Raw genomic sequence first — 26,356 nt, forward strand, 5'->3', positions numbered from 1 at the left:
TGGGCTCCGGTTAAAACGGTTTGTTTTTCCGTTCGATGCCATAACGTTCGATCTCTTTGTATGGCACCACGATCGACTGGCGTTTACGCACGTCGACAATGGTCATGCGATCGGTGCACGAATAGCAGGGATCGAGGCTGCCGATGATCAACGGTGCGTCCGACACGGTGTTGCCGCGCAGCATGTAACGCAGCGTCGGCCAATTGGCGTAGGTCGCTGCCCGGCAGCGCCAGCGGAACAGCTTCTGGTTATCGCCGGTCATGCTCCAGTGAATGTCATCGCCGCGCGGCGCTTCGGCAAAGCCCAGCGCAAAGCGATGCGGAATGTAGGTGAAGCCTTCAACCGCCAGCGGCCCGCTGGGCAGGCTCTGTAAGCCACATTCAATGATGCTGAGTGAATTGAACACTTCGTGAATACGCACCTTGAGGCGGGAATAAACGTCGCAACCGTCCTCCACGCACAGTTCCACCGGCAGTTTGGCGTAACCGGCGAACGGGTGATCGATGCGGGTATCGCGGCGGTGGCCGCTGCCGCGGATCATCGGGCCGACGTTGCTGTAATCGCGCGCCACCTGCGGATCGAGGCGGCCAATCCCCAGACTGCGTTGCTCGGTGTTCGGCGTGCCGAGCAGAATCTCCACTAAATCGGTCAGTTCGCCGCGCATCTGTGCCGCCAACTGCAGGGTTTGCAACATGTCATTTTTCAGCATGTCGCGGCGGATGCCGCCGATCAGGTTCATACCATAGGTTTTACGCGCGCCGGTCAGCACCTCTGCCATCTTCATCGACTGCTCACGCACGCGGAAAAACTGCATAAAGCCAGAGTCAAAACCAACAAAGTGGCAGGCCAGCCCCAGATTCAGCAGGTGGCTGTGCAGCCGCTCCACCTCCAGCAGGATCGAGCGAATCATCTGGGCGCGTTCCGGCACCTGGATCCCCATGGCATTTTCCACCGAGCTGGTATAGGCCACGCTGTGTGTGAAGCCACAGATGCCGCACACCCGGTCGGAAAGAAAGGTCACTTCGTTGTAACCCATGCGGGTTTCGGCCAGCTTTTCCATGCCGCGATGCACGTAAAACAGGCGGTAGTCGGCATCGATGATGTCTTCACCGTCAACAAACAGGCGGAAATGCCCGGGTTCGTCCGAGGTGATATGCAGCGGGCCGATCGGCACCACGTTGGCGTTGGCCCCGGCTGTGCTGACAAACGGATAGGTTTCCACATCGGTGGTGGGGGCCGGGCGCTGGCGGTAGTCCATCGCGTCTTTGCGCAGAGGGTAGAGATCGTCCGGCCAATCGTCGGGCAGCACCAGGCGCCGCTCATCCGGCAGGCCAACCGGGCGCAGACCATACATGTCACGCACTTCGCGCTCGCCCCAGACGGCCGCCGGTACGCGCGGGGTGACAGAAGGGAATTCCAGCGTCTGGGCATCCACTTCGGCGCGCACGGTGATCCAGCATTTGCAGCCTTGCTCCATCGACAGCACGTAATACAGCGCGTAATGGCCACACAGGCTGCGCTCGTCATTGCCAAACAGCACCGACAGCCAACCCCCTTGCGAGTAATACAGCCATTCCACCACTTCCGGCAGCGCATTGAGTTTCACCGTTATGGTGAGCTGATCGGCGGTCTGCCATTCGGCGGCCAATACGGCGGTGGGGAACTGCAGTTGCAGCGCCGCCAGATAGTGCTGGCCTTGATGTTCGTTAGTCATTATTGCCTCTGTGATTATTCAGCCGACGACCAGCCAGGAAACCAGCGCCAGAAAAGCCAGCCCAAAACCGGCCCAGGTGGTGCGGGCGGTTTTCAGGAAACGCAGCCGCGCAACGCTGTTTTCGATCGCGGCGATCAGCGTCACGGCGCAAAGCAGCTTGAGCAGGGTAAAAACCAGAGCCGCCAACAGCGCCGGTGCGGTGAGTGAAACGGCTTGTCCCCAAGGCATAAACACGCCGAGGAACAGTTGCAGCACCACCAGTTGTTTTAGGCTGAGCCCCCATTTCAGAATGCCGAGTGCGGCACCGGAATATTCAGTCAGCGGGCCTTCTTGCAGCTCTTGCTCCGCTTCGGCCATGTCGAACGGCAGCTTGCCCATCTCGATAAAGGTGGCGAAAGCACAGGCCAGCCCGGCCAGCAGCAGCGGCAACCCGGCGGCATGCGGCAGATTGAGCGTGCATTGAACGATAGCGCTCAGTTGGGTAGAACCGGCAACCAGCGCCGCCACCCATAGGCCGAGCAGCAGGATCGGCTCCACCAGAATGCCGAGCACCGCTTCGCGGCTGGCACCGATGGCGGTAAAGGTGCTGCCGGTATCCAACCCGGCAAGAGCGAACAGAAAGCGCACCACGGCAAACAGGTAAAGCAGCGTGATGACATCGCCGATGGCGGGCAATGGCGAGGCTGCGGTCAGCATCGGCACGGCACAGGCGATCGTCAGCAGCGTACCGGTGAGCAGATAGGGCATAGCGCGGAATACCGGGCCAGATGCCGCCGGGGCCAGGCTCTGGCGTTTCAGCAACTTGGCGATATCGCGGTATTCCTGTAACACGCCGGGGCCACGGCGGCTGTGAATACGGGCGCGCAACATCCGGCTGACCCCGGCAAACATCGGGGCCACGGCCAGCAAGATCGCCGCCTGCAGCAGGCCAATTAATAACGTGGAATAAGTCATATACATCTCCTCAGGCAAAAACCACTACCAACAGCACCGCCAGCTCGATGGCGGCTAAAGCACGGCAGAAGGTGGTCAATCCGTGACGGTGTAACTGATTGCTTAAGCGAACGGGCAGCAGCCAGCGCCGTAGCCGGTACAGCGGGGCAAACATCACCCGCAGTGGTTGGGCAAAGCCGGTGGCGGTGATCACCATCGCGGCTTCATGCCCATAGCCACAGGCCCAGGCGCTCCCCTGCACCCGATTGGCTGGGCGGCGGGCTTGGTAACAGGCGGCGATCAGCAACGGCAGTAGCGGCATGGCCAGTAACAATATGGCGATCAGCGGCGGGGAAACCAGCGTGGTAGTAGCGAGCGGTGGTTGATGCAGCCAACTTGCCGCCAACTGGGCAAACAGCGGGATCAGCCAAGGTGCGCCGATACCACATAGCAGACACAATAAGGCAGGCAGCAGGTGGCTACAGGTCAACCAACCGTTGGCCGGGCGCGCATTGGCCGCTGCGGCACCGCGCGCTGCGCCCAGGCAGGCGACGCCAAACACTTTACTGACGCACATCACCGCCAGCGCGCCGGTCATCGCCAAAGCCACCGCCAACAGCGGGCCGAGCAACCGGCCAATAAAGGCAGGGCCAGCGCTGAACTGGAACAGGCCCTGGTAGATCAGCCATTCGCTGGCAAAGCCGTTCAGCGGCGGCAGTGCCGCCATGGAAACCAGGCCAATCAGCATGGCGATGGCGGTCCAGGGCATCAGGCGCGCCAATCCGCCCATTTTTTCCATGTCTTTCAGGCCGGTTTGCTGTTCGATGGTGCCGGCCGCCAAAAATAGCGCGCTCTTGAACAGGCTGTGATTGAGCAGGTGGAACAGACCACCGACTAAACAGAATGCCGCCAGCAGCGGCAGTTGCAGCGCCGTGCCGACCATCGCACCGCCCATCCCCAGCAGGATGATGCCGATATTCTCCAGCGTGTGATAAGCCAGCAGGCGGCGCAGATCGTGCTCCATCAGTGCGTATAGCCCACCGAAAAATGCGGTGCCTGCCGCCAGCAGCAACACCAGCAGCCCCCACCACAGCGGCGGCGTACCCAGCAGATCTAGGCCGATTTTCAGCACGCCAAGCAGGCCAACCTTCATCAGTGCTGCAGAGAACAGCAGCGCCGCCGAGGCGGGGGCGCTGCTATGGGATTGCGGCACCCAGGCGTGTAGCGGCATCACTCCGGCAAAAATGCCGAAACCGGCCAGCGCCAGCAGAAATACGCCGCTACGTAGCGTATCGGGTAACGGTGTGGCGCGGATCGCACTAAATTGCAGGCTGTGGCTGTGGGTGGCAACCAGTGCGAAAGCCACAATCAGCAGCAGCGTGCCGAGGCGTGCCAGCAGGAACTGGTTATGCCCGGCGCGCTGGCCTTTTTCATCCTGAGGTTTGCCGATCAGGAAGTAACCGCACAGCGCCGCCAGTTCCAACAGCAACACCAGCGCGATGGCATTATCGGCCATCACCCCTGCACTGAGGGCCGCCAGCAGCAGATGGGTTAATCCACCGATGCGCCCGCGCTGCCGGGTACTGAGGGTGTGTAACCAACCGCTGTGATACAGCCCGGCGCATAACGCGCTCAGGGCAATGACCAACAGCAGCAGAGCGTTCAGGCCACTGACCTCAACCGCGTAGTAAAGCCTGGGTAACACGGCGCTGTGCAGCGGGCTGAACAGCATTGGCACTGCTGCCAGCAACGCAGTGATAGCGCAGAGCATCAGGCCGCCGCCGCTGAACAGGGCACCCAGGCGCGGCCAGGGTGCCAGCAGCCAACTCAGCAGGGCGAACAGCAGATATCCCGCCAATGCTAACGCCAGCAGCAACAGCGGATCGGGCAGAATGGCATTCATAATGAGTGTGGCTCCTGGCGGGATCCCGCTGCTGTGACGAAGGGGAGATCGGCAGAAAGCGCCTGCATGGCGCTGCGCCGTTTTTGTTCGCTGGCGTGGCGCACGTCGCGATCGGTGACCAGCCGGATGGCTTGGGTTGGGCAAGTGCGGATGCAGGCCGGGCCTGCCGCGCTGAAGGCACACAGATCGCACTTCACCGCCACGGCACGCACGCCCGGCAGGCAATCGAGAAAGGCGCTGACCGGGCGTGGCTCTCGTGCGGCGGGCAGGGCCAGCGGCGTCTGGCAATCGGCCGGAATAGCCAGCGGCCTGCTGCCAGCAAAGCCAATGGCACCGAATGGGCAAGCAATGCCGCACAGTTTGCAACTGACGCACAGGCTTTCGTTCAGCACGATGGCGCTATCCTGATGGCGAATGGCATTCACCGGACACACCTGCGCGCAAGGTGCGTCTTCGCATTGGTGGCACATTACCGGTGCCGAATCATAGGCGCTGCGCTTGACCTGTAACCTTGGCAGTGCCTGCAACCCCTGCTGCCGGTGCTCTTCGGCACAACTCGCCATACAGGTGTTACAGCCAATGCAGAGTTTGGGGTCCGCAATGATAAAGCGGTTCATGCACGCTCCTTGTTTCGTCATTTTTGACGAAATCGACAGTAAAAAATGACGTTTCGACAGTTACGCTGGCTGGGTGATTTCTTTCAGCGCGCCTTGAATGGCCAAAGAGCTAAACAGGTATGAGTGATGGAAATCACTGCTGTCGAAAGCGTTGTTGGTTAGCCTGCTATGGCATAAAGCGTGCCAAAACTGCCGTTCACTCACTATTCCCTTTAGATTCAATCAGTAGCCATTCTCTTCAGGGCTAACGCTCAACATCGTTAAGGTGTCGATGACACGGCGATCGACAAATATGTCGTCAGCGTTTTGGCCCCGTATTTGCATCGTGATGCCTATGACTCGGTGTTCGGAGGTTTCATGCACGAAATAACCTTGTGCCAGCAGGCGGTGGAGATCATGCAGCAGCATGCTCGGCAACATCAGGCACGGCGCATTACGGCGGTGTGGTTTGAGGTGGGGGCGTTTTCCTGTGTGGAGGCGGAATCGCTGAGGTTCTGTTTCGACATGGTGTGCCGCGGCACGCTGGCAGCAGGGTGCGAACTGCATGTGACCGAGGAGCAGGCGCAATGCTGGTGTTACGACTGCCAAACAGAGGTTGATCTGCTTATACCGCAGGTGTTGGTTTGCCCGCTGTGTGCCGGGCGCCATCTGCGGGTGCAGGCGGACGATGGCCTGCACATCAAACGCCTGGAAATTGAATAACGTAAAGGGGAATCACTATGTGCAGTACCTGCGGTTGTGCCCAAGGTGAAGTAACGATAGAAGGCGAGGTAAAAGTGCCATTTCGCCCGCAACGGAGCGTGCAGGGCGATCTGCACTACGGTTTTGGCGCGGCAGGCACCCATGCGCCGGGCATCAGCCAGCGGCGGATGCTGGAGATTGAAACCCGCGTGTTGGATAAAAACGATCGGCTGGCGGCGCATAACCGGCAATATTTCGCCGCGCAGCATATTTTGGCGCTGAATCTGGTTTCCAGCCCTGGTTCGGGTAAAACCACCTTGCTGACCAACACCCTGTTGCAACTGCGCGGCAAGCGGGCGTGTGCGGTGGTGGAAGGCGATCAGCAGACCACCAACGATGCCGAACGCATTCGTGCCACCGGGGTGGCGGCGATCCAGGTCAATACCGGCAAAGGTTGCCATCTGGATGCTCAAATGGTGCAGGATGCCGCTCAGCGGCTGGCGCTGAAGCCGCACAGCCTGCTGTTTATCGAGAACGTGGGCAATCTGGTGTGCCCGGCCAGTTTCGATCTCGGTGAGCGGCACAAGGTGGCGGTGCTGTCGGTCACCGAAGGGGAAGACAAGCCGCTGAAGTATCCGCATATGTTCGCTGCCGCCAGCCTGCTACTGCTGAACAAGATCGATCTGCTACCGTACCTGGATTTTGATCTGGCGGCCTGCATTGCCAATGCTCGCCAGGTTAATCCAGCGATCGAGGTCATCGCCCTGTCTGCCACCCAAGGGGAAGGGATGGAGCAGTGGCTGGCCTGGCTGGAGGCGCAGCTATGTGCATAGGCATTCCCGGCCAGATCGTGGCTCTGGACAGGCTCCAGCCGCAGCACGCCTGTGCTGATGTTTGCGGAGTAAAGCGCGAGGTCAATATTGCCCTGGTGTGCCAACCTGATGAGCCACGCGAAGCGCTGATCGGCTGCTGGGTGTTGATCCATGTGGGTTTTGCCATGAGCCGCCTTGACCAGCAGGAGGCTCAGGAGATGCTGGCTGCCTTGCAGGCAATGGGGGAAGTGGAACAGGACGTGGCGCTGTTTCTGGCTGGGGAGGGTAATCATGGATTACGTTGATGAATTCCGCGATCCGCGCCTGGTGAAACTGCTGTTACAGCGCATTTCCCACCGCGTGGAACAATTAGCGGTGACCGCCGATCGGCCATTGCAGATCATGGAGGTTTGTGGCGGACATACCCATGCCATTTTCCGTTTTGGGCTAGATAAACTGTTGCCGCCGCAGATTGAATTTATCCACGGCCCCGGCTGCCCGGTGTGCGTGTTGCCGATGGGGCGCATTGATGCCTGCTGCGAGATTGCCGCGCATCCCGAGGTGATTTTCTGCACCTTTGGCGACGCACTGCGCGTACCGGGCAGGCAGGGTTCACTGTTGCAAGCCCGGGAGCGCGGGGCCGATGTGCGGGTGGTGTACTCGCCGTTGGATGCGCTGCAACTGGCGCGGCAAAACCCGCAGCGGCAGGTGGTGTTTTTCGCCCTGGGGTTTGAGACCACCACGCCGGTAACGGCGGTGACGCTACAGCAGGCGCAGCTGGAAGGCACGGCTAACTTCAGCGTGTTTTGCCAGCATATCAGCCTGATCCCCACCTTGCGCAGCCTGTTGCAGCAGCCCGATGTGCGCATCGACGGTTTTTTGGCCCCAGGCCATGTCAGCATGGTGATCGGGACTACGCCGTACCATTTTATCAGCCAGCAATATCGCAAGCCTTTGGTAGTGACCGGTTTTGAGCCGCTGGATATTTTGCAGGGGGTGATGATGCTGGTTGAACAGTTCTGCCAGCAGCAAAGCCAGACGCAAAATCAGTATCGGCGCGTGGTGCCAGAAGCAGGTAATCCGCTGGCGCAGCAGGCGATGCGCGAGGTGTTTGCCATCGGCGGCGGCAGCGAGTGGCGCGGGCTGGGCACCATTGCCAACTCGGCAATAACGCTGACTAAGGCTTACGCCGCCTTTGATGCAGAGCAGATTTTCCGCCCGCAGCGGCAGCGGGTGGCGGACGATCCCCAAGCGTGCTGTGGCGCGGTGCTGACCGGGCGCTGCAAACCGCGTGACTGCCCGCTGTTTGGCCGAGCTTGTACGCCACAAAACGCGTTTGGGGCCTTGATGGTGTCTTCAGAAGGTGCCTGCGCCGCCTGGTATCAATATCGGCGTGAAACAGAGGAAAGCGTGATATGAACAGCGTGATTACCATGGCACACGGCAGCGGTGGCGTTGCCATGCAGCAATTATTGGACGAGCTGTTCTTACCGGCGTTCGCCAACCCGCAGTTGGATCAACGGGAAGACCAGGCGCGCCTGAGCTTACAGGAACTGGCGCAGCAGGGCGATCGGCTGGCGTTCACCACCGACAGCTATGTGATTGACCCGATCTTTTTCCCCGGTGGCGATATTGGCAAATTGGCGGTGTGCGGCACCGCGAACGATCTGGCCGTGAGCGGCGCGCTGCCGCGTTATCTTTCCTGCGGGTTTATCCTCGAAGAAGGGTTACCGCTGGCAGATTTGCAACGGGTGGTCGCTTCAATGGCGGCTACGGCGCAACAGGCCGGAATCCGCATCGTCACCGGCGATACCAAAGTGGTGCAGCGCGGGGCGGCGGATAAGCTGTTTATCAATACTGCCGGGATCGGGGCGATCCCACCGCATTTAAACTGGGCCGCGCAGCATATTCGAGCCGGGGATGTGGTGATCGTCAGCGGTACGCTGGGCGATCACGGTGCCACCATCCTCAACCTGCGGGAAAATCTGGGCATGGCGCTGGCAGTGACCAGCGATTGTGCGGTGCTGACGCCGCTGATCGCTCCTTTAACCTCCATTGCAGGAGTGCGGGCGCTGCGCGATGCCACGCGCGGTGGGGTGAACGCCATACTGCATGAGTTTGCCCGCGCGGCGGGTGTGGGGATTGAGGTCGAAGAGAGTTGCTTGCCGATAAAACCGGCGGTACGTGGCATTTGTGAGCTGCTGGGGCTGGATGCCATTAATTTCGCTAATGAAGGCAAACTGGTGATCGTGGCCGCACCGCAGGCTGAAGCGGCGGTGCTGGCAGCCTTGCGGGCTCATCCGCTGGGCCGTGATGCGGCGGTGATTGGCCGCATCAACACCGGTAAGCAGGTGCGTTTGCGCGGGGCTTACGGCATCAGCCGAGTGCTGAATTTGCCCCATGCAGAACCTTTGCCACGCATTTGTTGATCCGATCGGGGGAGACTGCCGTCGCGCAGCGTTACACTTTAGCGATATTGCTCAATCAGGCACGTGATAAACCATGTCGAATCTACGCTTAGAAAAGCAGGAACTGCTCGAAATCACCCGTATGCTGCTCAGCCAGCACAGTTTTAACGGCCTGTTGCGGCAACTGCGCCAGGTGCTGCAGCGTTGGCAACTGGCGGATAACGCTGCACTGGTGCTGTTTGATCCACAGGGTGAGCGGGTGAGCTTCCACGGGCTGGACTCGCAGCAGCAGCCGGTAAACTATCAGGATGAAACGCTGTTGGCCAATGGCCCGGTTGGCGGGTTGCGGCACAGCCCGCTACCGCAGCGCTGGCAGGCCACTGAGCTGCATGAGCGTTACCCGCAAATCAGTGCGCTGGCGCTGTACCCGCCGTTTAGCCACTATTGCCTGATGCCGCTGCATGCGAGCGGCCGCCTGCTTGGCGGCTGTGAACTGTTACGCAACTGCCCACAGCCGTTCAGCGATGCCAGCCTGGTACAGTTACAACCCTTGATGGAACTGGTGGCGCTGGCCACCGAGCAGATCGCTCTGCGCGAGGAAGCCGAAAAACAGCAGCGCCGGTTGCGTCACGAGTGGGATGACTATCGCGTTCTGGTGGATGTGACCAATGCGGTGTTGTCGAAGCTCGATCTGGACGATCTGATTGGGGAAATCTCTAGCGAGATCCACCGTTTCTTCAAGATCGACGCGATCAGCATTGTGCTGTGCGGCAACCGTGAGGATCAGGTCACCATTTATTCCACCCATTATCTGCCAAACCACGTCGCTGAACGCCAGCAATACAGCGTTGCGCTGGCGGGCACCTTATCGGAAAAGGTGATGCAAAGCGGTGAAATGCTGTTATTGAACCTGAAACACTCCGATCAGTTGGCGGCTTATGAACGCCAACTGTTCGAGCTTTGGCACGATCACATCCAGACGCTGTGCGTGCTGCCGCTGATTTTTGGCAAGAAAACCCTCGGCGTGCTGAAGCTGGCGCAGTGCCAGCCGGACAACTTCAACGCGGCCAACTTACGGGTGTTGCAGCAGATCGCCGAGCGTATTGCCATTGCGGTGGATAACGCCTTGGCCTATCAGGAAATTAACCGGCTGAAAGAGAGCCTGGTGCATGAAAACCTGTATCTCACCGAGCAGATCAACGGCAATAACCCGGACTTCAGTGAGATTGTCGGGCGCAGCGTGGTGATGTCGGCGGTGTTGAAACAGGTGGAAATGGTGGCCAAAAGCGACTGTTCGGTGCTGATCCTCGGCGAAACCGGCACCGGCAAAGAGCTGATCGCCCGGGCGATCCACAACCTGAGCGAACGACGCGATCAGCGCATGGTGAAAATGAACTGTGCGGTGATGCCTGCCGGTTTGCTGGAAAGCGATCTGTTCGGCCACGAAAAAGGCTCCTTCACCGGTGCCACGGCCCAGCGGATGGGGCGCTTTGAACTGGCAGACAAAGGTTCGCTGTTCCTCGACGAAGTGGGGGAAATCCCGGTTGAGTTACAGCCGAAGTTATTGCGGGTATTGCAGGAGCGCGAGTTTGAGCGGGTGGGGGGGAACAAGCTGATTTCGGTCGATGTGCGCTTGATTGCCGCCACCAATCGGGATTTGCAGCAAATGGTGGCCGATCGCGAATTCCGCAGCGATCTGTTCTATCGGTTGAACGTGTTCCCGATCGTCATTCCGCCGCTGCGCGAACGGCCAGAAGATATTCCGCAATTGGTGAAGTTCCTCACTTACAAGATTGCCCGCCGTATGAAACGCACTATCGATAGCATTCCGGCGGAAACCTTGCGCTTGCTGAGCCAGATGCCCTGGCCGGGCAACGTGCGTGAACTGGAGAATGTGATTGAGCGTGCGGTATTGCTGACGCGCGGTACCGTACTCAACCTGCAATTACCCGAGTTGCAGTATGCGTTGCCGAGCCCACGGCCGCTGGCCGAACCCGCCAAGCCGGGCGAGGATGAATACCAGCGTATTATCCGCGTACTGAAAGAGACCAACGGGGTGGTGGCTGGCCCGCGTGGAGCGGCGCAGCGTTTGGGGCTAAAGCGCACCACGCTGCTTTCGCGCATGAAAAAGTGGGGCATTTCGGTGAGGTGACGTGCTGGGCCTTGGAGCATTGGGCCTTTGCGCCTTCATAGTGGGTGTCCTGTCGCCATAGCTTGGTGGTGACGGTGAGCGTTTTCAGTAAGGCTTTCAAGATTCTGTCCTCATGTGATTGCGGATAATCGAATCATAAAGAGATTCTCACGCATGACTATGCCGCTAAAACGCATGCGTTAAGAAGCTGAGCTAATTAATGCATGCGTTTCAGAGAGATTTTTGTTTTGGAGTAAGAAGGGTAAATAATGTTAAACGGGGGGAAGGTGTTACACGACCGGGCAGAGCCTCATGGTGAACCGGCCGCTGCACCATGAGGCTCTGTTTGCGCTATGCCGTGCGGCGGCGCCAGCGCGGGGTGAACTTGCCCGGTTTAGAGAACATTACCAGATTGCCCAGCAGGATCAGGCATAGGCCGACAACCGCGTTCAGATGCCATTGGTAACCTTCATAGATTGTTGAAATGGTCAGCGCAACCAGCGGGAACAGTAGGGTGCTGTAGGCGGCCGCGCCAGCCCCGATACGCCCAAGCAGGCTAAAATAGGCCGCAAAGGCGATCACCGAGCCAAAGATCGCCAGATAGAACAGCGAACCCAGGTAGCGGGCGGTGAACTCGATCTGAAATGAGGCTCCCTGCGCCAGCGCGATGCCCACCATCAGCAGTGCACCATAACTCATGGCGTAAGTGTTGGTTGAAAGGATGTCCAACCCGTGGCGCTGATGCCGGGCGCTGAGCATGTTGCCCAACGAAAAACCATAGGTGCCAAGCGCACACAGGCCGATGCCTTTGAGCAGCCCCGCCGCCATCTGGGTGGCCACCAGATCCTGCCAGAACAGCGCTACAATGCCGATCAACCCCAACAGCGCCGCAGGCAACAGGTTTAGGCTGGGGCGTTGGCGGAAAAAGATCATGCTGTTAACGGCGTTAAACAGCACCGCCATGGAGAAGATTACCGACTCCAACCCGCTGCTGATATAAGCCGCCGCATGGTAAAAACAGTAGAAGTTAAAACCAAATACACAACAGCCTTGCAGCAGGCAAAACAGGTGGTCGCGCGGGCTGATGGCACGCAGGCGGCGCAGCGCCAGTAACACCAGCAACATCACCGCGGCGGAAAGCAGGAAGCGGTAGGCGATCGAGACCGTAATGGCCACCGAACCTTCCTGTTGCAGCGTAATCGCAATCCAGGTGGTGCCCCAAATCAGCACCACGGCAAGATACAGCAGCGTATTCATCGTTAACTCCGGTTAATTGTCCTGAGCCGCAGTATTCAACGTTTACGGCTTTGCCGCTTTCAGCCCTTTGCGCACAGTTGCATATTCTTGCGCTTTTTTTCGCAAATGCTTGGAGCGATGGTTGGCAGGAGAAGAGGCACTCTTTAAACTGAAACCGTTTTCTTATCAGAGCGGAACGATCATGGCTTATCAGGCATTTGAAACCCTGCAGCAGCACAAGGCACAGTTGCACAATAGCGTGCAACTGGGGTCTGGCGTGCAGTTGGCGGCCTGGTCCAACCGTAACGATCGTATTACGCAGGAAAGCGCCGATCACCATACCCTTAGCCTGTATGTGGCCGATGGCTATGAATGCTATCAGAAAGTGCCCGGGGGCTGGAGAAACGGCGGCGGGCCCGATCGTTTCTGCATTATGCCGCGCCAGTATGAGTCCACCTGGGATATCCGCAGCGATCTGTCTTTTGTTCACCTGTATTGCACCGATCAGCATTTGCGCCATCTGCTGGAGCAAACCTGGGATCGCAGCCCGGCGTCTATTCAGGTGGAACCGCGGGTGTTTGGGGAAGATGCGCAGATTACGCTGCTTTATCGCCAATTCCTGCTGAATTGCGATTGGCAGGACAGCGCCAATCAACTGGCTTTGAGCAGCGTTTCCACGCTGTTGATGTCCCATCTGCTCCAGCATTACACCCAACTGCAGTGGCGTTTGCCCGCGGTGCGTGGCGGGTTGGCCCCGATGGTGCTGAAACGCGTACGGGAATATGTGGAAAGTCATCTGGAACAGCCGCTGCTGCTGGCAGACTTGGCCGCACAGGCAGGGCTGAGCGAATTCCATTTTGCCCGCATGTTCAAGCACAGCACCGGGCTGGCCCCGCATCAGTATGTGATGCACAGACGTTTGCAGCAGGCAGAGAAACTGCTGCGCCATACGCCGATGCCATTGACGCAAATCGCGCTGGAGTGCGGCTTCAGTTCATCCAGCCATTTCAGCAACCGGTTCAAAGCTGCCTATGGCTGTGCCCCAATGCAACTGCGCCAGCAGGAGCGTTGACTTTTGAGTGGAGACGGTATGAAACACGCTTATTGTGGTATTGAAGTCCTGTTCGTGGCCGGTTTTGGCCCCATCACACATAACACCGGTGAAAGCAAAGCCTTCTATCAGGAAGCGCTGGGTTTACCGTTAAAGCCGATGGAGGGCAATGAAGAGTATCTGCTGACTGAACATGATGTTTTATCTGGCGTAAAACACTTCGCTTTATGGCCGTTGGCCCAGGCGGCACAATCCTGTTTCGGCAGCGATCGGTGGCCGCAGGATCTGCCGGTGCCGCAGGCCTGGTTGGAGTTCGACGTTGCGGATATTGCCGAAGCAACGGCAACGCTGGTTGCCAAAGGCTATCGGCTATTGGTTGCCAACCGGCTGGAGCCGTGGGGCCAGAGCGTCACGCGCTTGCTCAGCCCCGAAGGGATACTGGTCGGCGTGACGGTAACCCCCTGGCTGCGTGACTAAGCAGGGCTTTCAACCCGTTTGACGCGGTGTTGCAGCATCAGACAGTTGATCAACACCAGAATGGCGGTGATGATAAATACCCAGCGAAAGCCCATCAGAGCAGAAACCCCGGAGCCGATCAGCGGGCCTATCACGTTGCCAAGATACATAAACGACTGGTTGTAACCAAAGATGCGGCCGGTGACCTGTTCGGATGAGTATTTCATCAGCAAAGTTTGTACGGCGGGCATCAGCGCGCCATCGGCAAACCCCAGCAGAAAGCGCAAAATACCGAGCTGAGTTGGCGTGTGTACCCAAGCCATGATGACAAACAGCACGGTGGTGAAGCCCAAAGAGGCCACCAGAATGCGCGCCGTACCGATGCGATCGCCCAACCGCCCGAGGCGTGGTGCAGAAATCAGCGCCGCAATGCCGGGCACGGCGGCAATCATGCCGCTGACAAAGGCAATGTTGTGGGTATCTGCCGCCAGATCGCGGATAAACAGCGTCAGAATCGGGCTGATGGAAGCGTTCGCCAGTTGGATCATCAAAGTACTGATGAACAGGGTGATAACCAGGCCAGGGTAAGGCAGCGAGCGGAACACCTCGGCACCGTTGGGTTGATCGGCTTTCTTCACCGCCACATGCTGCTCTTTAATCAGGAACAGAGTGACCAGAAAGCTGACAAACATCAGCACTGCCGTGACAAAGAACACCACCCGCAATCCGAGATGATCGGCCATCAGGCCGCCCAGCAGTGGCCCGGCGATCACGCCGGAGATCTGGCCGGTAGACAGGGTTCCCAGCGCCCAGCCGCTTTTATCGCGCGGTACTTGCGAAGCCACCAGGGCCATGGCGTTGGGAATATAACCGGAAGTCAGCCCCATTAATGCCCGTAGCGCAAACAGTTGGTAAACATTGGCCACCAGGCCTTGTAACGCAATGACAATCGCCATGCCGAGCGAAGCGCGCAGCAGCATCAGCTTGCGGCCACGGCGATCCGCCAGGCTGCCCCACCAGGGTGATACCAGCGCTGAAACCAGGAAAGTGCCGCTGAAGACCAGCCCAGACCAAATGCTCAGTGATTCGTGGCCCTGTACGCCCAGTTGTTCTACGTAGAGCGGCAGAAAAGGCAGGATCTGGCTCATGGCTAAACCGGTGAAAAAACAGCCGAACCAGACCGAGATTAAATTGAGTTTCCATGCTTCCATTGAATGCCCATACCACCTTGTATGTTGGGTTAATTATTTAGCATGGTAATAATACCACCTGAAACTGGCTGATGGTGGGTGAAATGCGTGAGCAAACGTAAATCCGTCATAGGCCGTGTTGCCCGCAAAGCGCTAGTGCAAAGGGTAGTTATAGTTGGCCGGGGTTCTGCTCATGATGTCGATAAAGGTTTCTTTGGCGGCCGAAAGAAAATGGAGAATACCGGCCAAGTTGAAAGAAATGCCCATCAGGCCCATGACAAACCAGCAGGCGGTGAACACGCCAAGGCTGCTGAACATCAGCGCCATACCGTTGCGGCTGGCTTTGCGGCAAACAACGTTTAACTGACTGGCGATAAACATCATGACTGCGCTCAGCAGTTCCCAGCGCATCATGATTAAGCCAGTGGCTATGGTACTCATCGAACGTGATCCTCTACAGGAGTTGCTGTAATTTCATCGGAGAAAGGAGGGGCATACGGTCACATAATGTGATTTATGTCACATTATAGCGCTAAAATAATCGGCTGCTCAACGCTCGAACGGTTAAACGCGTTTGTTTTTACTTTCTTACAAACTGCAATCTACTAAAAATCTTCCCAGCGTTAGACTTAATCCATAAATAATCCAAATAAAAACGCAGGGTTAACCGTGGCTCCTTCAACCAAGAAAAGCGCTAAAAATTATTCATCGGTGCGTTTTACCTGGGTTTGCGCCGGGATCCTGGTGTGCTTTTTCCTGCTGATGTTTCGGGTAGGGTACTTGCAACTGATGGAGTACCAGCAGTTGGCCGATCAGGCTGACCAGCGCTCGATCCGTACCCAGGTGGTGCCAACCAACCGGGCAATGATTACCGATCGCAATAATGCGGCGCTTGCCGTCAGCGTTTCCTCCAAGGATATTGTGCTGGATCCTAAGCATATCCTCGACACCCATACCGACATCAGCAATGAGCGCTGGCAGAGCATGGCCAACGTGCTGCAGATACCGCTCAGCGATATTCAGCATCTGATCCAGGCCAATGCCCATAAACGCTTTGTCTATCTGGCGCGCAAGGTCGAAAATGATAACGCCGATTACATCAACAAACTGCACCTTATCGGCGTCAGCGCCGAACAGGACTTCAGCCGCTTTTATCCGATGGGCCAGGATGCGGCCGGATTGATCGGCATTGTCGGGCAGGATAACCAGGGGCTGGAGGGTATCGAACTGGGCTTTAACCCGCTGCTTGAGGGTAAAAATGGTCTGCGGGTGTACCAGAAAGACGGAAATGGCGCCATTATCGGCGTGATCCGCAGTGTCGATCCGGTCCCTCCGCCAAACGTCACGCTCAGTATCGATAAATTTATCCAGTACGTGCTGTTTTCCCAACTGCGCGACGGTGTGATCGCCAACCAGGCCGACTCCGGCTGTGCGGTGCTGGTGAAAATCAATACCGGTGAAATTCTCGGCATGGCCAGTTACCCCTCTTTCAACCCGAATAACTATGCCAACACACCGGCAAAAGATATCCATAACGTGTGCAGCAGCGACAGTTTTGAGCCGGGTTCAACGGTGAAACCGGTGGTGGTGATGGTCGGGCTGGATCATAAACTGATCCGCCCAGACACCGTGCTGGATACCACGCCTTATTTTGTTAATGGGCACTTGATCAAAGATGTCGGCCACTGGTCGAAGCTGACCATTACCGGCGTATTGCAGAAATCCAGCGATATCGCCGTCTCTCATATTGCCCTGGCGTTACCGGCCACGGTGCTGCCAGCGGTGTATCGCAGTTTTGGCCTCGGGCGGCCTACCGATTTGGGCATCGGTAACGAAAGCAGTGGCTATCTCCCCGCGCACCGGGCGCGTTGGGCTGATATTGAACGTGCGACCTTTGCCTTCGGCTACGGCCTGCGGGTCACTCCGCTGCAAATGGTGCGTGAATACGCCACCATCGGTTCTTACGGCGTTTATCGGCCACTTTCCATTACCAAAGTGACGCCGCCGGTCATGGGGCAACAGATCATCTCGCCCGATGTGGTGAACACCGTGGTGCATATGATGGAAAGTGATGCACTGCCGGGGGGCAGCGGCGTCAATGCGGCCATTCCTGGCTATCGCTTGGCCATCAAGACCGGTACCGCCGAAAAAATGGGCCCCAGCGGTAAGTATGATGGCGGATATATCAACTATACCGCAGGCGTGGCACCCGCCAGCGATCCGCAGGTGGCGCTGGTGGTTATGGTCAATAACCCCAAAGCAGGTAAACACTTCGGCGGCTCCGTAGCGGCACCGGTGTTCGGCAAAATTATGGCGCAGGTACTCGAGCATATGAACATTCTGCCGGATGCGCAGCCATTGAAGGTGGTCTCGGCGGTGAAAAGTTGAAACGCACGAATTAGGCTGGACAGTGGCGGCGAGATCGAGACAATGATCACAAAACACCGTGACTAAAGATAAGGATAATGATGAATACTCTTGATGCCATTCAACAACGCCGTGCCACCAAACAGTTCGATACCCAGCATGTGATGACGCTGGAAGAGAAGAAAGCGCTGCTGAATATCGCGCTGCAAAATGCGCCTAGCGCGTTTAACCTGCAGCACTGGCGCCCGTTGTTGATTGAAGATCGCGCCCAGCGTGAGAAGATCCGTGAGTCGGCCTGGGGGCAGGCACAGGTGACGGACGCCTCAATGCTGGTGGTGCTGTGTGGCGATCTGCTGAGCTGGGAATCGCAGGTGAAACACATTTGGGGCGAAGCAGCAGAACCCGTTCAGCAGTTTATGTTCCCGGCTATCGATCAATACTACCGTGGTAAAGCGCAGGTGCAGCGCGACGAGATCATGCGCAGCAGCGGGATCTTCGCGCAGACGCTGATGCTGGCCGCCAAGGCGCAAGGGTATGACTCCTGCCCGATGGACGGCTTTGATTTTGACGCCGTTGGCAAGATCATCAACAAGCCAGAGCATTATCAGATCGCCCTGATGGTGGCGATTGGTAAAGGTATCGGCCAGCCTTATCCACGTATGGGTAAATTACCGATTGATGACGTTGTGAAAGTCGACCGTTTTTAATCGCGGCAATGCGCTCTCTTTGGGGAGCGCTTCTCTCAGCCCCTGAATAATCCCGCCCAAGCGTTCGCGCTGCGCAGCATTGAGCGCTTCAGCCACGCCGTAACCCGCATTGGCGCAAATCAGCGCATGCAACCCCACCAACCAGTCGTAGATATAAATGGCCGTTGTATTTACCGGCTCGCCGGGGAGCTGCGTCAGGCGTGAGCCTGTTGCGTAATCCGGTTGCGTAAAGATGGGTTGCCCCTGGTTGATACGGCTTGCAGGGCGAAGCGCCGGTTCAACCGCTGGGAAACCCAGCCAGGCAACAAAATCCCCGAGCACCGTCAGCACGCAGGCGATCTGCCGTTCGATCGGGTTTTCCCGCTGGTGGCCATTACGTTCGGCTTCAGCCAGTGTCGTTGCCAGCCGTGACCAGAGATCCAGGCGGAAGCTGGCGGTGATCAGTTCATCGGCCAAGGTTTCCAGCGTCGCAGGGGCTATTGCCAGCAGTTCGAGCAGCGCAGCATTGCCAGCTAAAGCGCGCAGATGGTTGATCCACAACGATTGCACATCGTGCGCCAAACCGGCGTTATCCGCACAGGGGCGCACGGCAGCGGGCTGATCATCGAACAAATCGAGTGCGGGAGCTATGGGATCGGCCAATTGTTGCACATGCTGTTGCCGATAAAGCTGGCGCAACCGTTGGCGGCTGGGTAACACGTGTTCCAGCAGTTCGCCGTGCAGGGCGAGACGCGCTTGCAGGGCCTTGACCGTGGCTTTGGCGATGGGGGCTTTATCGCCATGTTCTGTCTTGTGCCAACGGCCCAGCAGCTTTTCCAACACGTCATGCCTAAGCTGGGTGAGTTGCTGCGCCAGATGGTGCTGATGTTCAGCACAGTTCAGCTCGGTGGCCAGATAATCTGCCATACGCTGTAGCTCGTCCTCATCGCGTGCCAGCAGGCTGCCCCAGGCTTCACCGGGTTCACCGACGTAGCGTTGCACCGCTTCGTCGTAGCGCGTGGTGGTGCGCCGATCGTGCGCAGTAAAGGCCCAAATCAGCCCCGGCGTGCGTTTGGCGTTTTTGCCGCGCATCTGTTGCTGCCAAAAGTCCAGCGCTCGGCCCACCGCCGTGGCTTCTTCAGCGGATGCGGCGGCGTTACAGAGCAGCAATGTGTGTATTGCCCGTTGTTCACTATAGCGCTCCAGCAGGCAGAGGCTTTTGGCCTGCAGCAGCGGTGAATGGCCGTAACCGGGTAAATCGAGAAAATCGCAGTGTGCCAAGCCAGGATGCGTAGCTGGTGCCTGCAACGGGATCAGCACCTCGGCGGTGAGCCAGCGCAAATCAGCCAGGGGTATTGAGACGGGGTTAGCGCCGAGCGGCCTTACCAATAACGTTTCATCGCTGGGCGTCAGCGCGAAAATGCCGTTGGCCGGGCGCTGTACTTCGTCACTCAGTAGGCTGAGAGGCGCGGTGACCAGGCGGATATTCCCCAACTGTTGCAAGCGATACGCCAGGCGGCGGTAGCATTCTGTTAGCTCGCTATCACCGTGCCACAGCGGTGAAAACAGACGGGCGCGATCGTCAATCGTGAGATAGGGAGCCAAGGCCACCATGGCAGCACCGTACTCTGCGGGCAACGGGCTCGCGTCACGCTGCAGCGCATCCCATAGCGCGACGGCGTCGTCAGCGCTGATGCCGGCAACGGCCTGCGCTTGCCGCAGTTTGGTCAGCGTTTTCCACTCGTCAGCAACCCATGCCAGCGCCGGAGCGGCTGGGCAAGCCTTGGCCAGCATTCTCACCAGTTCGGCCTCGGTCATCAGCGTTAATTGCACGGGATAGTCCGTATGCTGTGGCGGCAGATGGGCGCTGAAGCGGATCGCGATCGCGGCAGACGGGCCATCTGGCTGAATATGGCTTAAAAAGTCCAGTGTCTTACCTGCAAAACAGGTCGTCAGATACCCCGGTTCTGCGCTGGCCAAGGCTGAAATCAGATGCATTTTCGCCGCCTGCGAACGGCCATAAAAACCCAGTGTGGGCTGCTTACCCGCTGCGGCAGCCAGCTGATGGAACTTGATGCGACTCCGCCGCAGGCTGAGCGTTAACGCCTGGGCTTCCAGCGCCAGGCGGGGTACTTGCTGGCGGGTATCCTCAACCCAGGCCAAGGCCTGGTCGATAACATCACTCAGGCGGCTAATGGATGATTTCATGAGCTAAAGACACTCCCGCTGTCGATCCAATAGTGGGTGATCCCCGATCCATTATCTGTCAGCGTATTCAGTTTAAGTTGCACATGTTCCGTCGGTACCGGGCTGCCATCGTCAAGCGCAGCGGCGGCCAGCCGAAAATGGGGCAGGCGATCGTCGAGCGCCAATTTAACGTGCAATCGGCGGCTACCTGCCAGTTGGCGGGCCAACTGAGGTTCGCTAATGCTCAGGGTAAGCAGTGGCGCGGCAGGCCAGCGTTCGTTATTCAACTGGCGAAAACCCAGGCGCACGGGGCCGTCAATAGCAACGCTGACTTGCGCATCCCATTCGCCGGGCCTGTCCAGATCAAGCTCGGCGTAATAAACCTGGCTGGCGGGCAGCAGGTTGCCCTCATTCAGGCGCCCCAAATAGCGCAAGGTAGAGTAAGGGCGAAAATCGGCTGCTTTGAAATAAAACCCCGGCAAGCGCAGATCCAGCGCCAGCAGGCACAGCATAGCGCCAACGGCGGCGGAGGATTTGGGGTTGGCGATTCGCCCCTGCTGGTTGAAGGGATACCAGTCGCTCGTGTGGTAACCGTCCAGGGTAACAATGCGGTTAATCGGCAGGGGTTGCAGTTGGCGCAACAACGCCTGAATTCCTGGGAAGCGCGCAGGGCGGCCGGTAAGCAGCAACACATCGCAATTATGCAGCGCAATGACTTCTGTCAACAGCCGTAAGTGGCGGGTAATCGCCATTCGCGGGGTCAGGAATTCAGCATGTAATTGGCTCAAGCGCAGAATGAGCGGCACCTGCAAGATATCAAACGGCTCGGCCCCAGCGGGTAACTGACGCTGAATCTCACGGTTGATATAGCTGAGCAGGGCATCGGTCGGCCGTTGCACCAGCAGTTCCCCTAAGGTGGCATCGATCTCGCTGCGCGCCTGCAGGGGATTAAAGGTTTCGTAACGCTCAAGAATCGCCTGGCCGAGGGGGATAAAAAGTTGCAGTGTCACTTGTTGCTGCCGGGCAGAGGGATCTGGCTGACCAAACAATTTGCTCATTACCCCCTCTGGTGCCGCCATACCCGCCCGCTTCAGCGCCGCCAGCAACGCGGGTAACACGTAAAGCCGGATAGTTTCCAGCAAAATATCGTCACCGGCAACGTTAAACCCTTCACGGAACAACAGGTGCGGCAGCACTTTAACGTGGTTGCCCGCGCTTTCCTCGAGATGATATTGAGTAATGGCCAGATCGGTCGTGCCGCCGCCAATATCCACCGAGGCAATACGCAGCGTGCCGGGCGGTTGCGCGCTGCCCGGCCGCGCCATGGCGGCAAAGAAAGCATCGGCCTGGCCAGCAAAATTCACCTGAACTTCGTTATACAGATACACCATCTGGCCGCAGGTGGCTTCGTCCCACTCCATTTGCACATTTGGCCGCGGTATGCTGGGCGGCGTGGTGAAATCCGCATCCTGCGGGTGCCAGCCCATGGCTTTCCACACCAGTGCGATCGCTTCATGCATGCGCTGGCGGAAAATTTCGCGTTCCGGCACCGGCATCGCCGAAGGCAAGGTCAGGATAATGGTGCGCAAGCGCCTTGGCGCGGTGCTGCATGGCTGGTTATAACGCTGGTCCACGCTGTTGATTTGCATCAACGCCTGCGCCAGCAGTTCGGCCAGCATCAGTGCCATCACGGCGCTGCGGCTGTACTGTGCTGAGAAAACCGGCAGGCGTTCACTCAGCGGCAGCGTGTATAGCGGTTGCCCTTCATCATTAAGCAGTTGTGCCAGCGGTGCGGCGCTGGCAGGGGGTTCCAAGGGGCTGTGTTCCGCCGTGCGGTTGAAGCGCCAACCCGGTAAATAACGCTCTTGATCCCAGAGATAGCGGCGTGGGCTGGACAGGCCGGTAGATCCATTCTCACCTTGCCGTTGCTGCGCCAGGCGGCAGGCCTCGTGGCCGACGCGGGTGAAGGTTGGCCACTGAAAGGCATCATCACGGCCGCTGGCAAAGGAGTGGTGCGGCTTGCCGAATTTGGCCTCGGCAAACTCGGTCCAGCTGGCAAATAGCCCGGGATACAGGTGGTGTGGCTGGCTCAGATCGCGTACTTGGAGCTCATAACTGTGTTTTAGGCCATCGCGCTCCGCCGGATGATCTTCCACCAGAATACCGCAGGTTTGCGAGTTGCCGACGTCCAGAATCAAATCGACTTGTACTGGTTCCTGTAACTGCGCATCACCCAATTTGAGGGTTGGCACCTGCAACTGGCTAGCCAGAAGCTCCAGCAGGTTGAGGTAGTGGGCTTGGTACTCAAATTCGCGCAGCGACGCGTTGATATTGCGTTCCGGGCGTTGTTCTTGCGCACGGGCCTGTTGGATAAAGACCTCGCGTAGCCAACCATCAACCCAGATCGCATCCAGAAAATCCCCCAGATCCTGGCTGCGATGCGCCAACGCAAAACTCAGGCCGGTGGCGATATCCTGCTGGCTTGGCACCAGCGGCGCATGGACATCGCCTGCTGGATACACTTTAGTGTCAAACGCCAGCGTGATGCGCAGGGTATGGCCTTGATTATCCGGCTGTTCCAGCAGGCGGATTTGTACGCGTGCCCAGTTATCCGGCCCCGGCAGAAAGGTGTCGGGGGGATTGAAACGAAAGAAAGGTAAAGGTAGCCAGGTCTGGTTCAGCAGGCGTAGCGACTGCTCCAGCGGAAAACTGAACTCGGGGCGAACCATTTCTGGCGGCTGATCGGCGGCCTGAGGCAGCCAGTATTTGCCGTTGGCTGCGTTATAGTTCAGGCGCAATAGGGGGCCGTTGGCGGTTTGGCGGACAAACTTGCCGGGGCGCTCGGCATCCAGTTGCGCAGTGATGGCAAAATCCAGGAATTGGATCCCGCTATTGCCGATCAGCGTAACGCTCTGTTGATAATCCGTGGTGGTCGCCAGCATTATTTACTCTCGCGCTTCATCGTTATAGGGAATACCGTTTCAGGATCGTAGCGGCCAGTGCAATCAGCGGCCCCGGTTTCGCCTTGCTGGCACACCAGTTCCGGTATTTGATAGCGGGAACCGTTGCTGCAACGGGCTTTGGTGCGGCTGTTGATCACCAGATTGCCCGAGGGCATCAGCCCGGCGCTCACCTCAGCCCGGCAGGTGATGTTTTCGCCCTGGACGATCGTGGCTATGCCTTTGCCATGGTTGAACTGATACAGCATGCTGATGGGCTCTTTCTGCGCCAGCGTGACGCGCCACTTCCCATTGAGGAATGCCGTGGAGCCCATTTTTACCGCCACGCTCGGCAGCGTCAGGGTATTCTTACTCATGATGGCCGGTGCTGTTTCGGCCACGGGGAATACCGTGGCCTGGCCCAGCGGCAACTGCGGGTGGTAAGGGGCAACAACCGGCACAGGCAGAGTGGCTATTACTGGCACGTTGTTCTCTGGTGCTGGAGCGCTCTCGGCGGCAGGCAGATAATGGCGCCACAACAGTAGCAGCGCGATCGGCGCCATTAACGCTGGCAGTAAATATCGGCGCAGCGGGTGAGCAGCCGGTGGCGAAGGAGGCGCAGGCACAGTTTCTGGTGGGGCGAGCGGTGCAGGGCGCAGGCAGCTCAGCGGGTCATCAGAGATTTTGCCATCGGGTTTCACGCAGCCCCAGAAGGTGATCACCGGTTGCCCAGCGACCAGATAGACCGCGTGGCGATCGGGAAACTGCATGGTTTTGGCCAGCAGCGCGGCGAATAGCTGCTGGCTGGGTTGCGCAGCCTGACGAGCCCGCAGGCTGATGGCGTTCAGGGTAGCCTGCGTCGCTTCCAACTGGCGCAGGGCATCAGCCCGTTCGGCTTCGTTAGCCACAGCCCAGGAGGTTACCGAGCCCGCGATCGGGGCATACCAATCGATGCGATCGCCTTGTTCGTGGGGCACCGGGATCGCCAGGCAATTTGCCGCCGCTTGCTGCTGTTGCAGGCGCAGCGCCTCACGTAATGGCAATGCGGCAGCATAAAGGGGGTGCCCATTCTCGTTCAAGATCAGAACGCTGTCTATGCGGCCGCTGCGTAAAAAGGGGGTTGCCACGCCGGATGCCCTGTTGTGATGCTGCAAAATGGTAAACCCTAAGTGTAAAAGGCGTGGACGACGTCAAACGGGGGAGTACAGGGTAAAATCGCTGTCTGTTTTAGGTATCATCCCGCCGTTTAGGGGCTGGAAACCCAAAAACCCCACATTCATGCCTGATTGAATCGCGGTTGATGTGTGCCATCTGCATGTTGTGCACTAGGCTCACAACCCCGTTAATTATCTGATTAAAAGCTGGAATATCCCCTTTCATTTGCTGATGGCGAGCTATACTCAAAACTCAATACAACCCAAATAAACTGTCTGTTTGCGAGGTAGCACATGCTATATGTTGATATTCCAAGCCGTGAAGAGTTCTCCCGTTTAGCCGATGTTCGCTCTGATGCCTGTATTTCCATCTACCTTGAAACCTCCCCGCTGCGCCAGAAATTGGATGCCAGTAAAATTCAACTGGGTAATTTTATTAAAGAGGCCTTAGATCAGGTGGCGGAAAAGGGGTTGGATAAACGCCGTTTGGCCCTGTTGGAAGAAGAACTTTATTCAGTACTGGAAGATGAAGACTTTTGGGATCTGCATGCGCGCAGCCTGGCCATCCTGGCCACGCCCGACAGCATTAAAACTTATCGTTTAGCCAACGAACTGTCTAATCAGCTTGAGGTGAGCGAACGTTTCTACCTTAAACCGCTACTGCGCGCACTGACATTCCCGCATTCCGCTTATATTCTGGCGCTGTCCGAGAACCAGACGCGTCTGATTGAGTTTTTTGCCGATGTGCCGCCGGTGGAAGTCGCGGTGCCGAATATGCCATCCCATAAACGTGACGCGATGGGGGATGCCGCGTTAAACGATCACCACCACGGTGCGGTTCACCATAAGGTGAGGCTGGCACAATATACCCGTAAGGTCGATCACGCTTTACGCCCACTCTTTGCCAGCCATGATTACCCACTTATTTTGGCCAGTACCGAACCCTTGGCTTCTATTTACCGTTCAACCAACTCGTTACCGAATCTGACTGATGAAACGCTTTTCAGCAATGCCGAGCATTTAGGCGTTTCCGAATTAGTGACCTTAGTTCGGCCACTGATGGAGAAATACTATCAGGCACAGCTGAAGGCGTTGAAATCGCGCTTTGAAACTCGTGCGGGTGAACGGCGAGTGACGCAGGATCTGTCCGATGCCGCTCGTGCCGCTACCTTTGGTGCTATCGATCTCCTGTTGATCAATATCGACAGCAGCGTGAACGGAACCATTGATAATGACGGTGTGATCACTTTCAGCGGCAACAGTAATGAAGCCAGCTACGGGATCATTGATGAAATTGCCAAACGTGCGATGGCCACTGGGGCAAGGGTATTGGCAGTACGTAGCGAAGATCTGCCAGCCGGTGCCGATCTTCACGCAATATTACGTTATCCGCTGTAAAAAAAATGGCCAGTATGAAGCCCCGGTAAGGGGCTTTTTACTGACTGACCATAGTAAAGAAAAGCCGGATAGACAAGCTATCCGGCTTAGGCTCACCATGGTGCTAGCGATTTATTTCAATCAATAATCAATAGCGTCACGGATAATCGGGCAGGTCATACAGTGGCCACCACCGCGCCCACGGCCCAATTCACTGCCCACAATCTCAATCACCTCAACCCCTTCTTTACGCAGTTGGGTATTGGTTTTGGTGTTGCGATCGTAAGCCAGTACCACACCCGGAGACAGGGCCACCATGTTGTTGCCGCTGTCCCATTGCTGGCGCTCGGTATCGTAGTCATTACCTTCGGTTTCCACGACGCGCAGTTTCTTCAGGTTCAGAGCGCCAGCGATCGCTTCAACAAAGGTGCCTTTATCACGGCTCAGTTTCATACCGGTTGGGCCACTGTCCGGGCGCAAGGAGAAGGTCTTGATCTGATTGACGATCGCCGGG

The 26,356-nt window shown here is 57.8% G+C and carries 22 protein-coding genes; 11 read left to right on the plus strand and 11 right to left on the minus strand.

Annotated elements, in window-relative coordinates; genetic code table 11:
* Positions 1–10: 10 nt before the first annotated feature.
* Genes WG891_RS06490 through WG891_RS06505 form a run of 4 tightly spaced genes read right to left on the minus strand, consistent with a single transcriptional unit; the run spans position 11 to position 5,167 of the window.
* On the minus strand, positions 11–1,714 hold the full coding sequence (locus tag WG891_RS06490) for a hydrogenase large subunit (protein ID WP_337261979.1): 1,704 nt from the start codon (positions 1,712–1,714) through the stop codon (positions 11–13).
* A gap of 18 nt (positions 1,715–1,732) precedes the next feature.
* Positions 1,733–2,668, minus strand: a complete 936-nt coding sequence (locus WG891_RS06495; protein ID WP_337261980.1) for a respiratory chain complex I subunit 1 family protein — start codon at positions 2,666–2,668, stop codon at positions 1,733–1,735.
* 10 nt (positions 2,669–2,678) lie between these two features.
* Entirely contained in the window at positions 2,679–4,553 is a 1,875-nt protein-coding gene (locus WG891_RS06500; RefSeq protein WP_337262002.1) for a proton-conducting transporter transmembrane domain-containing protein, read from the minus strand.
* Positions 4,547–5,167 carry a 4Fe-4S dicluster domain-containing protein gene (locus WG891_RS06505; RefSeq protein WP_337261981.1) on the minus strand — a complete coding sequence of 207 codons (621 nt, stop codon included), beginning with the start codon at positions 5,165–5,167 and terminating at the stop codon, positions 4,547–4,549. The genes WG891_RS06500 and WG891_RS06505 overlap by 7 nt, the downstream gene beginning before the upstream one ends.
* 357 nt (positions 5,168–5,524) lie before the next feature.
* Between WG891_RS06505 and hypA the strand changes: the two genes are divergently transcribed.
* The 6 genes from hypA to flhA all read left to right on the plus strand — a co-directional run bounded on the left by hypA (position 5,525) and on the right by flhA (position 11,220).
* Positions 5,525–5,869: a hydrogenase maturation nickel metallochaperone HypA gene (hypA, locus tag WG891_RS06510; protein ID WP_337261982.1), complete on the plus strand. Its 345-nt coding sequence runs from the start codon at positions 5,525–5,527 to the stop codon at positions 5,867–5,869.
* 17 nt (positions 5,870–5,886) lie between these two features.
* Positions 5,887–6,681 carry a hydrogenase nickel incorporation protein HypB gene (gene hypB / locus WG891_RS06515; RefSeq protein ID WP_337261983.1) on the plus strand — a complete coding sequence of 265 codons (795 nt, stop codon included), beginning with the start codon at positions 5,887–5,889 and terminating at the stop codon, positions 6,679–6,681.
* Complete coding sequence (locus tag WG891_RS06520; protein ID WP_337261984.1) at positions 6,672–6,965, plus strand: HypC/HybG/HupF family hydrogenase formation chaperone; 294 nt, start codon at positions 6,672–6,674, stop codon at positions 6,963–6,965. Before hypB ends, WG891_RS06520 begins: the two co-directional genes overlap by 10 nt.
* Positions 6,952–8,079, plus strand: a complete 1,128-nt coding sequence (gene hypD / locus WG891_RS06525) for a hydrogenase formation protein HypD (RefSeq protein ID WP_337261985.1) — start codon at positions 6,952–6,954, stop codon at positions 8,077–8,079. Before WG891_RS06520 ends, hypD begins: the two co-directional genes overlap by 14 nt.
* Positions 8,076–9,089 carry a hydrogenase expression/formation protein HypE gene (gene hypE / locus WG891_RS06530; protein ID WP_337261986.1) on the plus strand — a complete coding sequence of 338 codons (1,014 nt, stop codon included), beginning with the start codon at positions 8,076–8,078 and terminating at the stop codon, positions 9,087–9,089. The genes hypD and hypE overlap by 4 nt, the downstream gene beginning before the upstream one ends.
* Before the next feature lie 73 nt (positions 9,090–9,162).
* Positions 9,163–11,220: a formate hydrogenlyase transcriptional activator FlhA gene (gene flhA / locus WG891_RS06535; RefSeq protein ID WP_337261987.1), complete on the plus strand. Its 2,058-nt coding sequence runs from the start codon at positions 9,163–9,165 to the stop codon at positions 11,218–11,220.
* A 330-nt stretch (positions 11,221–11,550) separates the two neighbouring features.
* Here the strand turns inward: flhA and WG891_RS06540 are convergent, their stop codons facing one another.
* Complete coding sequence (locus WG891_RS06540) at positions 11,551–12,456, minus strand: DMT family transporter (protein WP_337261988.1); 906 nt, start codon at positions 12,454–12,456, stop codon at positions 11,551–11,553.
* Between the two features lie 181 nt (positions 12,457–12,637).
* Between WG891_RS06540 and WG891_RS06545 the strand changes: the two genes are divergently transcribed.
* The gene (locus tag WG891_RS06545; protein ID WP_443006049.1) at positions 12,638–13,507 is read left to right on the plus strand and encodes a helix-turn-helix transcriptional regulator; all 870 of its coding nucleotides are present in this window, start codon (positions 12,638–12,640) and stop codon (positions 13,505–13,507) included.
* Between the two features lie 18 nt (positions 13,508–13,525).
* Positions 13,526–13,963: a VOC family protein gene (locus WG891_RS06550; protein WP_337261989.1), complete on the plus strand. Its 438-nt coding sequence runs from the start codon at positions 13,526–13,528 to the stop codon at positions 13,961–13,963.
* Here the strand turns inward: WG891_RS06550 and WG891_RS06555 are convergent.
* Positions 13,960–15,153: a multidrug efflux MFS transporter gene (locus WG891_RS06555; RefSeq protein WP_337261990.1), complete on the minus strand. Its 1,194-nt coding sequence runs from the start codon at positions 15,151–15,153 to the stop codon at positions 13,960–13,962. The genes WG891_RS06550 and WG891_RS06555 overlap by 4 nt on opposite strands.
* 132 nt (positions 15,154–15,285) lie before the next feature.
* Positions 15,286–15,573, minus strand: a complete 288-nt coding sequence (locus WG891_RS06560; protein ID WP_337261991.1) for a YjcB family protein — start codon at positions 15,571–15,573, stop codon at positions 15,286–15,288.
* Positions 15,574–15,801: 228 nt separating this feature from the next.
* Between WG891_RS06560 and WG891_RS06565 the strand changes: the two genes are divergently transcribed.
* Positions 15,802–17,520: a penicillin-binding transpeptidase domain-containing protein gene (locus tag WG891_RS06565; protein ID WP_337261992.1), complete on the plus strand. Its 1,719-nt coding sequence runs from the start codon at positions 15,802–15,804 to the stop codon at positions 17,518–17,520.
* 80 nt (positions 17,521–17,600) lie between these two features.
* A complete protein-coding gene (locus tag WG891_RS06570) occupies positions 17,601–18,206 on the plus strand; it encodes a nitroreductase family protein (RefSeq protein ID WP_337262004.1) in 606 nt (201 codons plus the stop codon).
* Here the strand turns inward: WG891_RS06570 and WG891_RS06575 are convergent.
* From WG891_RS06575 to WG891_RS06585, 3 genes are read right to left on the minus strand one after another with little or no spacing between them, the layout of a single operon-like run.
* Positions 18,168–20,393 carry a virulence factor SrfC family protein gene (locus tag WG891_RS06575; RefSeq protein WP_337261993.1) on the minus strand — a complete coding sequence of 742 codons (2,226 nt, stop codon included), beginning with the start codon at positions 20,391–20,393 and terminating at the stop codon, positions 18,168–18,170. The genes WG891_RS06570 and WG891_RS06575 overlap by 39 nt on opposite strands.
* Positions 20,390–23,314 (minus strand): virulence factor SrfB, encoded by a 2,925-nt coding sequence (locus tag WG891_RS06580; RefSeq protein WP_337261994.1) that lies wholly within the window; start codon positions 23,312–23,314, stop codon positions 20,390–20,392. The genes WG891_RS06575 and WG891_RS06580 overlap by 4 nt, the downstream gene beginning before the upstream one ends.
* Positions 23,314–24,438, minus strand: coding sequence for an SrfA family protein (locus WG891_RS06585; RefSeq protein ID WP_337261995.1), 1,125 nt, complete (start codon positions 24,436–24,438; stop codon positions 23,314–23,316). Before WG891_RS06585 ends, WG891_RS06580 begins: the two co-directional genes overlap by 1 nt.
* Before the next feature lie 321 nt (positions 24,439–24,759).
* Here WG891_RS06585 and WG891_RS06590 point away from each other — a divergent pair, with 321 nt between their 5' ends.
* On the plus strand, positions 24,760–25,863 hold the full coding sequence (locus tag WG891_RS06590) for a baeRF11 domain-containing protein (protein ID WP_337261996.1): 1,104 nt from the start codon (positions 24,760–24,762) through the stop codon (positions 25,861–25,863).
* A 120-nt stretch (positions 25,864–25,983) separates the two neighbouring features.
* Here the strand turns inward: WG891_RS06590 and WG891_RS06595 are convergent.
* On the minus strand, positions 25,984–26,356 hold a 373-nt coding region (locus WG891_RS06595), incomplete at its 5' end, for an arginine deiminase family protein (protein WP_337261997.1).

This window comes from Serratia sp. MMO-28 (assembly GCF_037199905.1).
Taxonomy (GTDB): Bacteria; Pseudomonadota; Gammaproteobacteria; order Enterobacterales; family Enterobacteriaceae; genus Chania; species Chania oryzae.

Coding starts and splice junctions, on each gene's coding strand:
- WG891_RS06490 (WP_337261979.1), bottom strand. CDS start 1,714: ATGACTAACGAACATCAAGGCCAGCACTATCTGGCGGCGCTGCAACTG.
- WG891_RS06495 (WP_337261980.1), bottom strand. CDS start 2,668: ATGACTTATTCCACGTTATTAATTGGCCTGCTGCAGGCGGCGATCTTG.
- WG891_RS06505 (WP_337261981.1), bottom strand. CDS start 5,167: ATGAACCGCTTTATCATTGCGGACCCCAAACTCTGCATTGGCTGTAAC.
- hypA (WP_337261982.1), top strand. CDS start 5,525: ATGCACGAAATAACCTTGTGCCAGCAGGCGGTGGAGATCATGCAGCAG.
- hypB (WP_337261983.1), top strand. CDS start 5,887: ATGTGCAGTACCTGCGGTTGTGCCCAAGGTGAAGTAACGATAGAAGGC.
- WG891_RS06520 (WP_337261984.1), top strand. CDS start 6,672: ATGTGCATAGGCATTCCCGGCCAGATCGTGGCTCTGGACAGGCTCCAG.
- hypD (WP_337261985.1), top strand. CDS start 6,952: ATGGATTACGTTGATGAATTCCGCGATCCGCGCCTGGTGAAACTGCTG.
- hypE (WP_337261986.1), top strand. CDS start 8,076: ATGAACAGCGTGATTACCATGGCACACGGCAGCGGTGGCGTTGCCATG.
- flhA (WP_337261987.1), top strand. CDS start 9,163: ATGTCGAATCTACGCTTAGAAAAGCAGGAACTGCTCGAAATCACCCGT.
- WG891_RS06540 (WP_337261988.1), bottom strand. CDS start 12,456: ATGAATACGCTGCTGTATCTTGCCGTGGTGCTGATTTGGGGCACCACC.
- WG891_RS06545 (WP_443006049.1), top strand. CDS start 12,638: ATGGCTTATCAGGCATTTGAAACCCTGCAGCAGCACAAGGCACAGTTG.
- WG891_RS06550 (WP_337261989.1), top strand. CDS start 13,526: ATGAAACACGCTTATTGTGGTATTGAAGTCCTGTTCGTGGCCGGTTTT.
- WG891_RS06555 (WP_337261990.1), bottom strand. CDS start 15,153: ATGGAAGCATGGAAACTCAATTTAATCTCGGTCTGGTTCGGCTGTTTT.
- WG891_RS06560 (WP_337261991.1), bottom strand. CDS start 15,573: ATGAGTACCATAGCCACTGGCTTAATCATGATGCGCTGGGAACTGCTG.
- WG891_RS06570 (WP_337262004.1), top strand. CDS start 17,601: ATGAATACTCTTGATGCCATTCAACAACGCCGTGCCACCAAACAGTTC.
- WG891_RS06575 (WP_337261993.1), bottom strand. CDS start 20,393: ATGAAATCATCCATTAGCCGCCTGAGTGATGTTATCGACCAGGCCTTG.
- WG891_RS06580 (WP_337261994.1), bottom strand. CDS start 23,314: ATGCTGGCGACCACCACGGATTATCAACAGAGCGTTACGCTGATCGGC.
- WG891_RS06590 (WP_337261996.1), top strand. CDS start 24,760: ATGCTATATGTTGATATTCCAAGCCGTGAAGAGTTCTCCCGTTTAGCC.